Source organism: Coriobacteriia bacterium, from assembly GCA_034370385.1.
Lineage (GTDB): Bacteria > Actinomycetota > Coriobacteriia > Anaerosomatales > PHET01 > JAXMKZ01.
The window spans coordinates 1-13,642 of sequence record JAXMKZ010000029.1 but is presented as its reverse complement, the minus strand read 5'-3'; the positions used below and the strand labels follow the sequence as shown (position 1 = coordinate 13,642).

The 13,642-nt window shown below is 64.5% G+C and carries 14 protein-coding genes; 5 read left to right on the top strand and 9 right to left on the bottom strand.

The window, feature by feature from the left end; all coding sequences use genetic code 11:
- Window positions 1-66: 66 nt before the first annotated feature.
- The gene (locus U1E26_06200; GenBank protein MDZ4169231.1) at window positions 67-1,230 is read right to left on the bottom strand and encodes a cache domain-containing protein; all 1,164 of its coding nucleotides are present in this window, start codon (window positions 1,228-1,230) and stop codon (window positions 67-69) included.
- 17 nt (window positions 1,231-1,247) lie between these two features.
- Window positions 1,248-1,454 carry a hypothetical protein gene (locus tag U1E26_06195; protein MDZ4169230.1) on the bottom strand — a complete coding sequence of 69 codons (207 nt, stop codon included), beginning with the start codon at window positions 1,452-1,454 and terminating at the stop codon, window positions 1,248-1,250.
- A gap of 180 nt (window positions 1,455-1,634) precedes the next feature.
- On the opposite strand from U1E26_06195, the gene U1E26_06190 reads away from it, so the two are divergent.
- On the top strand, window positions 1,635-3,017 hold the full coding sequence (locus tag U1E26_06190) for a tryptophanase (protein MDZ4169229.1): 1,383 nt from the start codon (window positions 1,635-1,637) through the stop codon (window positions 3,015-3,017).
- Window positions 3,018-3,044: 27 nt separating this feature from the next.
- A complete protein-coding gene (locus tag U1E26_06185; GenBank protein ID MDZ4169228.1) occupies window positions 3,045-3,428 on the top strand; it encodes a Rid family detoxifying hydrolase in 384 nt (127 codons plus the stop codon).
- A gap of 14 nt (window positions 3,429-3,442) precedes the next feature.
- Here U1E26_06185 and U1E26_06180 read toward each other — a convergent pair whose 3' ends face one another.
- From U1E26_06180 to U1E26_06150, 7 genes are read right to left on the bottom strand one after another with little or no spacing between them, the layout of a single operon-like run.
- Window positions 3,443-4,489: a NapC/NirT family cytochrome c gene (locus tag U1E26_06180; protein ID MDZ4169227.1), complete on the bottom strand. Its 1,047-nt coding sequence runs from the start codon at window positions 4,487-4,489 to the stop codon at window positions 3,443-3,445.
- On the bottom strand, window positions 4,482-5,315 hold the full coding sequence (locus U1E26_06175; GenBank protein MDZ4169226.1) for a hypothetical protein: 834 nt from the start codon (window positions 5,313-5,315) through the stop codon (window positions 4,482-4,484). Before U1E26_06175 ends, U1E26_06180 begins: the two co-directional genes overlap by 8 nt.
- A complete protein-coding gene (locus tag U1E26_06170; GenBank protein MDZ4169225.1) occupies window positions 5,315-6,109 on the bottom strand; it encodes a cytochrome c3 family protein in 795 nt (264 codons plus the stop codon). Before U1E26_06170 ends, U1E26_06175 begins: the two co-directional genes overlap by 1 nt.
- A complete protein-coding gene (locus U1E26_06165) occupies window positions 6,110-7,126 on the bottom strand; it encodes a hypothetical protein (protein MDZ4169224.1) in 1,017 nt (338 codons plus the stop codon).
- Between the two features lie 7 nt (window positions 7,127-7,133).
- The gene (gene nrfD / locus U1E26_06160) at window positions 7,134-8,387 is read right to left on the bottom strand and encodes an NrfD/PsrC family molybdoenzyme membrane anchor subunit (GenBank protein MDZ4169223.1); all 1,254 of its coding nucleotides are present in this window, start codon (window positions 8,385-8,387) and stop codon (window positions 7,134-7,136) included.
- Between the two features lie 6 nt (window positions 8,388-8,393).
- A complete protein-coding gene (locus U1E26_06155; protein MDZ4169222.1) occupies window positions 8,394-9,308 on the bottom strand; it encodes a 4Fe-4S dicluster domain-containing protein in 915 nt (304 codons plus the stop codon).
- On the bottom strand, window positions 9,305-9,940 hold the full coding sequence (locus U1E26_06150; GenBank protein ID MDZ4169221.1) for a hypothetical protein: 636 nt from the start codon (window positions 9,938-9,940) through the stop codon (window positions 9,305-9,307). Before U1E26_06150 ends, U1E26_06155 begins: the two co-directional genes overlap by 4 nt.
- A gap of 251 nt (window positions 9,941-10,191) precedes the next feature.
- On the opposite strand from U1E26_06150, the gene U1E26_06145 reads away from it, so the two are divergent.
- The 3 genes from U1E26_06145 (at window position 10,192) to U1E26_06135 (ending at window position 13,339) form a co-directional block, all read left to right on the top strand.
- Entirely contained in the window at window positions 10,192-10,872 is a 681-nt protein-coding gene (locus tag U1E26_06145; protein ID MDZ4169220.1) for a response regulator transcription factor, read from the top strand.
- Between the two features lie 4 nt (window positions 10,873-10,876).
- On the top strand, window positions 10,877-12,661 hold the full coding sequence (locus U1E26_06140; protein ID MDZ4169219.1) for an ATP-binding protein: 1,785 nt from the start codon (window positions 10,877-10,879) through the stop codon (window positions 12,659-12,661).
- A gap of 93 nt (window positions 12,662-12,754) precedes the next feature.
- Window positions 12,755-13,339, top strand: a complete 585-nt coding sequence (locus U1E26_06135) for a hypothetical protein (protein ID MDZ4169218.1) — start codon at window positions 12,755-12,757, stop codon at window positions 13,337-13,339.
- The last annotated feature ends 303 nt before the right edge of the window (window positions 13,340-13,642 follow it).

Here is a 13,642-nt window from a genome sequence, read left to right as displayed (position 1 = left end):
CACGACAGAAAGGCCCCCGGGGAGAAACCGGGGGCCTTTGCGTGGAGAAGCGCGGCTCGTGCAAGGCTACTTCGACAGCTGCTTCAGGGTGGCCGAAACCGCCTCGATGAACGTCGCGAAGAACCGCTCGAACCGACCGATCTCGTCGTTGCTCTCTGAAGCCGGCATCGAGATGTCGAAGTCCCCACCGGCAAGGCGCACTGAGGCGTCCCGCATGTGCTCGATCATCCCGTCCAGGCGATTGAAGACCAGTCCGTTGAGCATCAGGACGATGACCAGGACGAGGATGACGCCGACGGCCGACAGGATGAGCATGGTCTGGGTACGCGCGGCTGCCAGCTGGCTCTGCAGGGCGCTGATGTCATGCGCGACGACAACGGCGCCGACCCGCTCGCCCATGGTGTTCTTCACGGGGAAAGCACCCGTGACGATGTCGGCTCCACCCTCGATACCGGTCACCACGTCGCCGACATCGCTCAGCCCGCCGATGTCCAGAGTGTCGACGACAGCCTCGCGTGGCGCGTCGCCCGTTGAGTGCGCGGCAACCAGCGCCTCGTACCGATCCCAGTCGTTCGCATCCCCTCGGTTCTCCCGCATCGTCGCCCACTCGGCGGCATCCAGCCTGTCCTTCGAAAGCAGGAGCGTGTACTGATCGCCGGACTGCTCGGACATGATGTCGAGGAACTCCTCTATCTCCTGCCCGGTCTCAACGTAGCCGACTACCTTGCCGGACTCGTCGGCCCAGGGGTGCACGGCCCTCAGAGCGAAGGCGGTCTTCCCCAGGTCCTTGCCGATGCCGTAGGTCCCGGACTCGACGGACGACTTGTACGTGTCACGGGCGTTGACGTCGTCGAACTTATCGGGCGCGTGGACCCGCAGGAAGATCTTCGACTCAGGGGCCGGCAACTCGAAGTACAGATGGGTCATCGCGTAGTTCTCGCGAAGCTGGTTGAAGATCGGCTCAGCGAGAGTGAATAGCTTCTCGCGATCACCCGCGACGAACGCGTCGCGCAGGTCAGTGCGAGAGCGCAGAACATCGTTTGCGGCAGCGAGCTTCTCGGCGTCCTGTTGCTCAAGCGCTGCGAAAGCACTTTGGGCCGTAGCGACCGACGTGGCTGAAGCGCGGTCGATCGCCGTCAGATAGAGGCTTTGCGTCGTCCAGAGCACCGCCGCCCCGGCCAGGACAAACAAGCCGATCACGATCGCGGCGACTTTGAGCTTGATTGACATCAGGGCCTCTTCTTCCTCTAGAACGGCATCTTTCGGCCGAGGACATCCTCGGCCGCGGCGCGCAGGGACGCGAGCTTCGCTGGATCATCGGGAGTGTCCGGCTTGATGATGATGAGGAAGAAGCCGGCCTTCATGCCGATCAGGCCGCGCATCCTATCGACGTCGCCTCCGGATTCGCCCATCAGACCCTCGACGACCTGTACCGCATCGTGCAGCTGTCCCACTGGATTCCCCCCGTAGCTCCCATCGCCCAACTTCATTTATCGTAAGGCTACTCATGAAACTTTAGTGCAACTTTTCCTTACCTCGAATCCAGCGCGCAGCCCTCGGTTTCCGCTATCCTGCCTGACGGCACGCGTCGGCTACCAAGATCGAGCCGCGCACTGGTGGCACCGGGAGGCGCCATGACCTTCAAGACGATCATCGAACCGTTTCGCATCAAAGTGGTCGAGCAGATCAAGATGACCACACCCGAGCAGCGAGAGGAGATGATCCGGGCCGCGGGCTACAACATCTTCGCGCTGCGCTCGGAAGATGTGATCATCGACCTGCTCACCGACTCCGGCACCGGCGCGATGAGCGCCAACCAGTGGGGCGGCGTCATGCGCGGCGACGAGTCCTATGCCGGCAGCCCCAGCTACTTCCACTTCTACGACTCCATCCATGAAGTGACCGGCTTTGAGTTCGTCATCCCTACCCACCAGGGGCGCGCCGCCGAGCGCATCCTGTTCTCCGTGCTGTGCGAAGAGGGCGATGTCGTCCCTAATAACAGCCACTTCGATACGACGCGCGCTAATGTCGAGTTCCGTGGCGCGCTCGCACTCGACCTGCCCTGCGGCGAGCTGGCGGACATGGGCTCCGATGAGCCGTTCAAGGGCAACATGGATGTCGCGCGGCTACGTGCGGCGTTCGCCCAGTACGGCGTCGACCGCATCCCTCTTGTGATGATGACCGTCACCAACAACTCGGGTGGCGGCCAGCCGGTGTCGCTTTCGAACCTGCGCGAGGTCGCTGCAGTCTGTCGCGAGTTCGCGAAGCCTCTCTACCTGGACGCCTGCCGGATCGCAGAGAACGCGAAGTTCATCCAGATGCGCGAGCCGGGATATGCGGACAAGTCTGTGCGAGAGATTGTGCTGGAGATGTGCGCGCTCGCCGAGGGTTGCACGATGAGCGCGAAGAAGGACGCCATCGTCAACATGGGCGGGTTCCTCGCCACGCGCGACTCCGAGGTCCGGCGCCACGCTCAATCGCTGCTCATCCTGACGGAGGGCTTCCCCACCTACGGTGGCTTGTCCGGGCGCGATCTTGAGGCGCTTGCGATCGGCATGCAGGAGGGCGTCGACGAGGACTACCTGCACTACCGCCTGACCTCGACCCGCTACGTAGGCCAGCACCTGCGCGACGCAGGCGTGCCGCTGCTGTGGCCGCCGGGCGGCCACGCCATCTACCTGGATGCGAAGCGCTTCGCTCCGCACCTCGAGCCGACGCAGCTTCCCGGTGTCGCGGTGGCCGTGGAGCTCTACCGATTGGGAGGCGTGCGCGCCTGCGAGATCGGCACCCTCATGTTCGGTCGGCGCGATGAGACCACCGGCGAGGAGCTGGCCGGTCCGCGCGAGCTGGTTCGTCTGGCGATTCCGCGGCGTGTCTACACACAAAGCCACATGGACTACGTGATCGAAGTGGTCGTCAAGGCGTTTGAGGGGCGCGCATCGCTACCCTCCTACCGCATCGTCGAACAGCCGCCGTTCTTGCGGCATTTCTCTGCCAAACTCGAGCCGGTGACCTGACCGCGCACGGATCGAAAGGACCCTCGCATGCCCCGAAACACGCACGTCAGCCCCAACGGACCCGCCGCCCTCGGACCCTACTCGCACGGCGCGTGGGCCGGCGACCTGCTGTACCTGTCCGGTCAGACGCCCATCGATCCGGCGACAAGCCAGCTCGCTCCCGGCGGCGTCACCGAGCAGACCGCGCAGGTCTTCGCCAACCTCAAGGCCGTGGTGACCGATGCGGGCCTGACGATGGATGATGTCATCAAGGTGAATGTCTTCCTCACCGACATGGCGGACTTCGCCGAGATGAATGCCGTGTACGCCGAGCGCTTCACCGCGCCGTACCCGGCGCGCTCGACGGTCGCCGTGGCCGGTCTGCCGCTGGGAGCGCGCGTCGAGATCGAGCTCGTGGCGAAGAGGGCCTGACCGCGAGGGATACGCTACGGTTCCGTGCCGAGTTCGGTTGCCGCTCGGACGTGGCAGCGAACACAGTACGTGGGCGAGTGACAGTCCACGCAGTACAGCGCGCCGCGATCCCGGACCTCGACGTAGTGCTGCTTGGCCCAACTGCCCCGGGTAGGCTGGTAGCCCTCGTGGTGGCACATCGTGCACATGTCCGGTCGGTTTCCGTGGCACTGTCCACACGTGTCGCGGCTGAGATCAGCGGCCTGTGCATGGCCGCCGGGACCCTGCGCCCAGCCCTCGGGGTGCGGCATCTCCATGCCATGGCAATCGGTGCAGAACGATTTCTCATGGCACATCTCGCACTGGCGGGGGTCGGTCAGCGCGACCTCACCGTGTCCGCGTTTCCACGCGGCGGGCTCGTGGGACTGTGGAGTCAACTCAAAGCCCGAGGGATGACAGACGCCGCACTCGCCGGATGCCTCAGGCTGTGACGGCTGCCCATGACACGTGTAGCACTGGGACATCAGGGAGAGCGCCGTACTGCGCTCTTCGATGGGGTGGGCGGTGCGTACATGACACGAGATACACGACCCGTTGCGCTCGGCGTGTTCGACGTGGTCGATGAGTATGCGATACCCCGAGGTGGCCTTGCGCTTAGGATCGTGACACTGCAGACAAATCTCGTCAGGCACCGGGGTCGTTGAGAAGCGGCTGCTGTCCACCGGGTCCTGGTAGCCACCTTTCAGGTGTGCCGAGATATCTCGTGCCAGTAACTGCCCCCGGTCGAGGACCCGCAGCGGCGAGGCATACCACTCTCGAACCGGCTGGTGGCACTCCACGCACCGTACGGTGTTGTGCGCGGATCGCGCCCACGAGTCAACACGGGCCCCCATCTCGTGACAGGACCCACACAGTTGCGACGACCCGGTCCCGAGGTCGAGCAGCCCCACCAACACGAACACGCCGAACGCGACAGCGACCACCATGCGTACTCGCCGATTCGCAGCTATCTGACGAAAGCGCGAGCGCCCGGTATCCGGAATCGGTGCGGAAGCGTCGCCCGGGTCCAGCTCGTCACTCATCGGGGCTCACCTGCCCGGTCGACTCAACACGTGCTTCGAGGTTCAGTGTGGGCACTTCTCCGTGGCACCGCACGCAGAACTTCCCGTCATGACACGCCTCGCAGCTACGTTGCTTGGCAACCGCGTCGCGATGAACGGCGCGCCAGTCGGTCCCGTGAGAGCGCGGGCGAGAACGGTGACAGTCGCCGCACCAGTCCTCGGTATAGCTGTGGCAACCCTCGCAGTCAGGATCATCGCCGCGCTCGGCATGCACCACCAGCCAGTCGGCGCCCTGGTGACTCTTGGGCGCCGCCTTCTCCGTGTGGCACGCGGTGCATGCATCCTTCGCCGTGTCGCCATCGTGGCATCGCATGCACCCGTCCATGGACGGGGTGTGTACACCGGCGGCGTTCTTCTCATGCACGAGGTAGTCGTGGCACTCCACGCACTCCATCTTGAGAATAGTGACGTGCGCTCGGTGCGGAATCTGCAGGTCGCCCTCGGGAGAGACCGACCGCAGGTCGTTGTGACAAACCAAGCACGCCTCGTTGCCCGGTGTTTCGAACAGATCCGGCTCGCGGTCGCTGAAGGCCAGCGAGAGGTAGAACTCGCCGATCAGGCGCGCGCGGTAGACCGCCCGGGGAAGAGCACGCGGCGGCACGTGGCACCCATCGCACCCCGCCTCAAGGTGGGTGGAGACCGCCCACGGACCGTACTTCTCTGCCATGACCGGGTAGCGCTTGAAGAACTCAGGCTGCGCCGTCAGATAGGCCGGCACCCCGAAGAGGATCACCACCACAACCGCCACCACGGCGAGCCAGATGAAGGTCCGCTTCCGCTCGCCCATCAGTGACACTCCTCGCAAAACGGCTTGCCGTGGCAGACCAAGCAGCCGTCGCCACGGATCTTCGCGTGCGGCGCGTGCCCCTTCTTCCAGTTGCCCGCGTGCGACGCAGGCCGCTGTGCATGGCAGTCGGCACAGTAGTTCGGGGTCCAATCGTGGCACTCGCCGCACTCCTGCGACTCGGCGGCCGCGCCGTGTTGGCGGAGCCAATCCGCCTGTCTGTGAGATGCAGGCGTGCCCTTGCGGGTATGGCAGTCGACGCACTCGTCGCCCGCGGCGTCCCCGTCATGGCAGCGCTCGAGGCACCCTTCCATCTCGGGTCGGTTGAACCCACGACGATTGAACGAGTGCACGAGGTTCTCATGGCAGTCAGTGCACTCGATTCCCAGCACCTCGACGTGCGCCCGATGCGGAATCAGCAGATCACCGCCGGGGCCGACCTTGCGATAGGTCGTGTGGCACTTCTGGCAGGCCGCACGGCTCGGGGCGCTGAGCAGGTTCGTATCGCTCGGTCCTGTGAGCAGCTGCGCATAGAAGGCAGGCACCGCGTCTCGCGCGAACGACAGCGCACCTCCCGCGCCCGGCTCGACGTGACACTCGATGCACGAGATGCGCGAGTGCGTCGACGTCTCCCAGTGACGCATGCGTGCGCCCAGCTCCGGATAGCGCTCGTAGTAGCGCGGCTGCAGCACCGAGACGATCGGCACCACCAAAGCCACGATCATGAGCAGCGCGACCGCCCCGAGCACCCATGCGATCGGACGGCGGAACATGCGCCCGGAGCGGGGCTCGCCCACCTACTCCATCTCCTTGAACTGGTCGTGGCAGTCCTTGCACCACGGCTCCTCGTGACAAGCCAGACAGCCCGGGTCGTCGACGAGCTTCGTGCGCTTGCTGTGCCGCCCGATCCACGTGTCCGTCGTGCCGTGAAACGCGGGGCGCTCGCGGTGGCATTCGTCACACTCACCGCTGGACTGGTGGCACTTGAGGCACTTCGTTTCGTCCAGAAGCGCCTGTGGCCCGTGGAAGCGCGGTGTCCAGTCGTCCCGGACGTGGAGCTCCTCGATCGCCTTCATGCCGATCTCGATAGGCTGACCGGTGAACTCAGGCCGCTCGCCGGTGGTGTGGCACTGCTGGCACTGATCCACCTGGTGACAAGACTCCACGCACGCGCTCTGTCCGCTCGCCCTCACGACGTCGGGGTGGGCCTCCTGCCATTCATCGCCGGATTCATGCAAAACGTGGTGGCAGTCGAAGCACTGGTCCGTCGTCTTGGTGCCGACGTGACACCCGTAGGCGACACACACCCCCGAGAACGGCATCTCCTTGTGCTTATCGATGTAGGTCTCCAGGTGCGCGGTCCATTTGTGGCAGCTCACACACTCGCGCTTCTCCTCGGCCACCCGAAGGTGCGCGGGATGCGGAATCTTGTCCGTCCGGTTGAGCTCGGTGCTCCACTCGTCTTCATGACACGACAAGCACCTTTCGGACTTCGGCGGGCCGAACGCGAAGTACCGGGGTACTGGTTCGCTCGTCACCAGACTTCGATAGAAGTCGCCCACGAGCGCCGCGCCGTTGGCCAGGGGTTCTGTCTCGTGACAGTCGCGACAGCCGATGCCTTCATGCGCCGAGTCCTCGAGGTTCACATACCGGCGCTCGAGCAGGTGGTAGCGCTCGAAGAACTGCGCCGTCGAGGTGACCAGCAGCGGAATCGCCACCGCAGCGACCATGATGGCCACGACGGCGATCACGCCGAAGGTGATCGTGCGCCGGCTCCTTGCATCACCTGGCTGACGAGTCGGGCTCTCGCTCACCGGACGCTCACCCGGCCTCAAGCGAGCCGACCGCCACTGCATCGGTGTGGGCCGCACGGTGCTCGGCCTCATGCTCTTCTTCAGGTACGCGCAAAGGCAGGACCTTGGCAGCCACCGTCATCATGAGAACGCCGAGCGCCGCCAGTCCCAGTGCGATGAGCACCTCGACGAGGCTGGGAACGTAGGGCGGCGCGTACTGCCCGAGCGGGTTGACGACGAATCCCATGGACATCAGGGAGTAGCGCTTGAGGAAGATGGCGACCACGTACAGGGCCGCGGCCGTGATCTGAATCGCCGGCATATGCCTGTTCTTCCGACTTGCCAACAGGGCGAATGCGATGATGCCCATGACGAGCACCGGCAAGAAGAACTTCGCGTACTCACCCGTGAGGAAGTGCGAGAAGCGGATCGTGTGCCCGGGTTTGGCCGCCGTGGGCCAGTAGATCGTGAGCATCTCCACGACCAGCAAGAAGAGGTCGATGATGATCACCGTGGCGAGTAGAGTCGCCAGGCTCCGGAACATGCTCGAAGTGAGCTCCAGCACGCGGTAGTGCTGCATGATGTAGGCGACAATGAGCAACAGCGCGATACCCGACGCGGTCGCCGACGTGAGGAAGATCGGCACCATGACCGCGGAGTTCCACAGTTCGCGGGACTTGTTGAGCGCCAGCACGAACGCTGTCGTGGTGTGCAGGTAGATGGCGAATGGCAGGGCGATGAGCGTCATTCTGAACGCCAGCTTCTCGCCACCCTTCCCCGTGATGAGGATCCACAGGTCGATGAAGCAAATGATCATGTAGATGTTGGCGGCACTACCGGTGTAGACGAATGGTGACGTGGGGTTGGGTGTCAGCAGCATCCAGACAGCCCGCGCGGGGCGCTCCATATCGGTGATGATGCCAAGCAGCGCCAGCATGACGAGGACCCCCGCCTGCAGCACCGCCACGCGTGAGAGCGGCTTGAACTGCTCGGCCCCGAACAGGTGGACGCTCGCGTAGACGACGAGCCCGCCGGCGGACAGCCCGACGTAGTACATATAGTTCGCGAACCACAGCCCCCACGGGTAGTCGTCCCGCATCGCCATGACGGAACCGCCCTCCGTGAGCGCGGCCCCCCACGCCATCACACCGAGGGCGACCAGGGAGAACAGCAGCGACACAAAGGCCCAGTAGCGGGGGCCTGCCACGCGCAGAGAGCCCAGATCGAAGTCCACTCCGATGAAGCGCTTCACGCCCGGGCGGGTTGTTGAGACGATGGCCATGTCACATCACCCCACGTACCAGATCATCGGTTCGGTGCCGAACTCCTCCTTGAGCCGCCACACGCGGCGGGTCTTGAGCAGGATCGACACCTCACTTTCGGGGTCGTTCAGGTCGCCGAACTTGCGCGCACCGACGGGACAGGCCTCCGTGCAAACCGTGGTCTGACCGTTGCGGGTCCGCTGTATGCAGAACGTGCACTTCTCCACCACTCCCGCCTTCTCTTCGAGCGGGACCTTCGGGTTCACTTCGGCCTTGGGCACTTCGGGCTCGACCCAGTTGAAGTGACGCGCATCGTACGGACAGGTCACCATGCAGTTGCGACAGGCGATGCACTTCTCGTAGTCGATGACCACGATGCCGTCGGGCTCCTTCCACGTCGCGATGACCGGGCAGCCGTAGACGCAGGTCGGCTTCGCGCACTGCATGCACTGGACCGGCATGTACCACTTGTCGGGCCTTCCGGCCTCTTCGTAGTCGAGCACGCCGTGCTCGACGTCCACCTTGCCCAGCTCCATCTCGAGCACCTGGATGTAAGTGAAACCCGCGTTGCGACCGATGTTGTTCTCTTTCACGCACGCGTAGACGCAGCGCCGGCAACCGATGCAGGCTTTCACATCGATGACCATGCCCCACTTCTGATCACCCGCCGGCTCCGCGTAGTGAACGGGCTTGCCGGGGTAGTTGACCGATTGATTCGCTTCGGCGAGGTATCCGATGCCGCCCCCGGGCTCCGGCTCCCCGGAAACGGACTCGCTCGCGTTTGCCGCGGTCGCCGCCACGGTCGCGATCGCAGGGACCGTGCCTGCGGCGAGAAGGCCGGCTGCGGACCCGATGCCCTCAAGGAAGCGGCGTCTCGATACGGTGCACCCCTCCGGGAGTGGCTGCTCGGCGAGTCGGCGTGGATTGCTGTCGTGGCTCATCTCTGTGGCCTTCCCATCACGAGGAATCCGATAATCGAAATCACGATGATCGCGCCGATGGTCGTCGCAATGGAGAGCCACAGGGGGGTGTACACGGGCGGCTTAACGGGCGGACCGGCCATCGGCTTGAAGGGCTCGCGGTCCGAGACGGCCCTGACTTCCATACCGGTACCCTGGAAGGGCGGCAGAGCGGCTACATAGATCCAGGAGGGTGTATGTGGGTCGTGGCACCCGGCCGCAGAGCACTTCTCGGCGTTCTTGCCGTGAACGCCCACCTGCCACTCTCGGTACTGCTGGAAGTGACAGCGCTGGCACACGCGCGAGACATCGCCGGTCACATCCACCCGGGTCCCGTCAGCTGTGAGCAACTTGCCCGGGTCTTTCGTCGGCTCGTCATGGCAGACGAGACACGCGGCCTCACCGTCGCCGAGGATGTCGTGCTCCTCCAAGACGATCTCGTGCTTCTCGAAACCGTTAGGAAGCTCTGGCGAGGGTGTGCCGTCCGCACCAAGGGTGACCGGGTGGCACCGATTACAGGGCTGGAAGGCCGGCTCGCCCGTGGCCGCGGCGCCAGCATGCGCGCTCGTCGTGAAGGCCACCAGCAGGCCCACCGTGATCGCCATCGTGGCCAACGCTGCGCCGTGGCGTCTGCGTAACCAGCCTCTCCGATGGTGGGGCTTCGTATCGGATCGCACAGTGTCTATGGCGCTCACACCACCTTCAGGTCGGCGGGCCTTCACCCATCGGACTGACAGTATCAGCCAATAAGACCTGCACCGTTCGTACCCGATTGTCGTAGTGTTAGGGTTCGGTTAGCGGAAATTCGCTTCGTGTGGGCTATGCTTGGTTCGCGTGAAGACCGCGTCTGCGAGGGAGCGTCCACGTGAAGAAGATCCTGGTCGTCGACGACGAGGAATCGATCCTCAAGATCGTCGACTACGCCCTCACCGAAGCCGGCTATGAGGTTCACACGGCGATGGATGGGCCCGGTGCCGAACTCCTCTTCGAGGAGATCCGCCCAAGCCTTGTCATTCTCGATGTGATGCTCCCGGGCAAGTCCGGGCTCGATATCGCAAAGGATATGCGCGCTGTATCCGGCGTGCCCATCATCATGCTGTCCGCGCGCGGAGACGAGGTCGACCGCATCCTTGGCCTCGAGTTCGGGGCGGACGACTACGTGACGAAACCCTTTTCGCCCAGAGAACTGGTGAGCCGCGTCAAGGCCATCTTGCGACGCGTAGAATCCGAGCCCTCTGGCAAGGCGTGCATCGAGGTCGGCGAGCTCACCATCGACACGCTGTCGCGCCAGGTGAAGTTCGCCGGCCAACCGCTGCACCTCACGACGTCGGAGTACGGGATACTTCTCCACCTGGCCAAGCACCCCGGGACCGCCTACTCGCGTCAGGCCATTCTCGCGGCGCTCTGGGACGAGTCACCCGTGGGAGACGAACGCGCCATCGACGTCCACATACATAACATCCGCGAGAAGATCGAGGCGGACCCGAAGAGCCCCTCCTACCTGCTCACCGTTCGCGGCTACGGATACCGCCTCAGGGAGTCCTGACCCGATGGCACCTCGCAGCAGGGGCTCTATCCGTCTGTGGCAGACCGGGTCGTTCATAGCGGTCGTCGTCGTCGCGATGTTGATTCTGTCAGGCTCGCTTTCCGCGGGCCTGAAGAGAACGCTCACCGTGCAGGTCGAAACGGGCGAACTCAGAAACGCAGCGGCGCTGACGCAGCGTCTGGCTCCGGATTTCCAGCCAGGAACGTCGGGCATGGCCAACGTCAAGACGACGGTTCGGGAGTACCGGAACATCTACGGGGGCGGCGTCTGGGTCTATGACAGCGAGGGCGACTTGGTCGAATCCGCCTTCGATGCCGCACCGATCGAGCCGGTGCTGGAGGCCGCTCGGCTGAGCGGATCGCAGGAGAACGCATCGTATGCCGCAAGCGACCTGCGAAGGGACGGCTGGGTCGTCGCGTCCAAACCATTGACGAGCAAAGACGGCGAGGTCCTCGGGGTGGTGGTGACTTCAAGTGCCGTCGAGCGCCCGGTTGCCATTCTGGCGGCGGTGCGTGACCGACTGTGGATCAGTTTCTGGGTCTCGCTCGCGGTTGCGGGTCTTCTCGGCTTCGCGTTCTCCGAACTCATCAGCGGCCGCATCCGCGCCATGTCCGCCGCGGCAGCGGCTATCGCGGCCGGCGACTTCGAGCAGCGGCTGCCCACGACGCTTGTGCCTGACGAGATTCGGGATCTTGCGCTGTCCTACAACTCCATGGCAACCACCCTCGGTGATGCGTTCGGTGCTCTCCAAGACAGCCAACGACAGATCTCGGCCGTGGTCGAATCGATGGCCGAGGGCCTACTGGCTCTCGACGGTCGCGGCGTCGTGCGCGTGGCAAACCCGGAGGCGTTGCGGCTTCTGGGGCTCACCGACCGTGAGGTCGTGGGCGCGGCCATCGCCACCGCGATCGATGCTCCGGAGATCGCCGACCTACTACGCGACGGCCTGGCCGGCCATCAGTCCGTCCGTTCGATCGAGCTGGGCTCCAGCGTGGTACTCCTCCACTGCACCCCACTGCTCGACTCCGAGGGCACAAGTGAAGGTGCCGTCCTTCTGCTGGCAGACATCACCGAACAGCGGCGTATCGAGGACGCACAGCGGCGCTTCGTCGCGGACGCAAGTCATGAGATGCGCACGCCCGTCGCCGCACTCAAGGGAATGCTCGAACTGCTCGAAGATGGAGCGAAGAACGTCCCCGAGGTCAGAGACGATTTCATCAAGACCATGCAGCTCGAGGCCGACAGGCTCAGCAGGCTCGTCGCCGATCTTCTGACGCTCGCCAAGCTCGAAGCGGGCAACCTCCAGCTCGAACCCGTCTCGCTCCAGGCGGAGGACCTCGTGTCAGACGTCGCCCGGGTGATGACCACACTCGCCGAGCAAGCCGGCGTCGCCCTGGTGACCGACACGGCCGCGGATCTGTCGGTGGACGCCGACAGAGACCGGGTGGTCCAGGTCCTTCTGAGCTTCACCGACAACGCCCTCAAGCACTCACCGCGCGGCACCCGCGTCACGCTGAGTGCACGCGCGCTGGGGGAGAACGTCCGTTTCGAGGTGGCTGACCAAGGCCCCGGAATCTCCCCCGACGAGGCGGCACGTGTCTTCGAGCGTTTCTACCGGGCCGACACATCGCGCTCCGGAGGAGGCGGGACGGGTCTCGGCCTCGCGATCGCGAAGGAGATCGTCGAGGCGCACGGCTCCCATATCGAGGTGAGCTCCACGCCAGGCGACGGAACCGTGTTCGCCTTCTCGCTCGCACGCATACAGAACCCTAACAACACGAAAACGTGATGCGAACCTACAACTGCTGCAGCAAGCGCATATTCATACCAGCAGCAGTTGGCGGACCGGAGAATCGGTCCTGGCACTTGGAGGTTGAGCGTCATGTCTCTCGCCCTAGCAGCCGTCCTCATCATCGGAACCTTTGTGGCCGCGATCGGTGTCGCGATCGGCGTACCCGTTGTCTTGGCATTGATGGCGTACGACCTCTCCTCACACCGGGCCAGCCGTCGGGTGACCACCGCCGTCCGCACAGAGCATGAGTCCGCCGTGCGAATCGGCGTCGAGCGTGGCGTGGCACGAGCGTTCGTCATCGCGGGAGGCGCGTTCTGGTCGATAGCAGCCTTCGCCGGCGCGTACTCGTTCAGCGAGTCCGGCGCGACAAGCGCGCTCTTCGCGGCTCTCATCCCGCTCACCCTGGTGGCAGCGACACTCATCATCGGCTGGTACTACGAGCGCGTGACGGCCGTCTTGCTCGCGCTCGCATCGTTCGCCGTCGTTGCCTGGGGCATCATCTACCAGTTCGAGCCCGGCGTGTGGGGTCTCATGACCTTCGCGCTCCTCGGACCGATGATCACCGCAGCGACGCTGTTCTGGCTCGCACGTCGCGACCAGGAAGCGTTCGAGCGCGCCACCTCGACCCGTCCCGACCTCGCCTTCGTGCTCGCGGCCCGCAGCTCCATCAACTGACTCCGATAGATACGACTCGCCTCTCAAGCGACGCCCGCCCGAGACATCGGTGCGGGCGTCGCTCTGTTCTGTGTCACACTCGTGCCGCGGGCATGTTCCTTGAGCCTAGGGCCGCTGTGACCGTCGGGGCCGAGCGGCCGAACGCCCGAACGCCCTCGTCAATGAGCGCGTAAGGTTTCGGGGGGCGGGAGCCCCGGACCGTCTTGAGGAATAGAACGGGTTTCCTTCTACTCTTGGTGTGTCTAAGACCCAGAGAAGAAAGGAAACCCGCATGCAAGATGATACCGCTGTGCTGATGTCGGC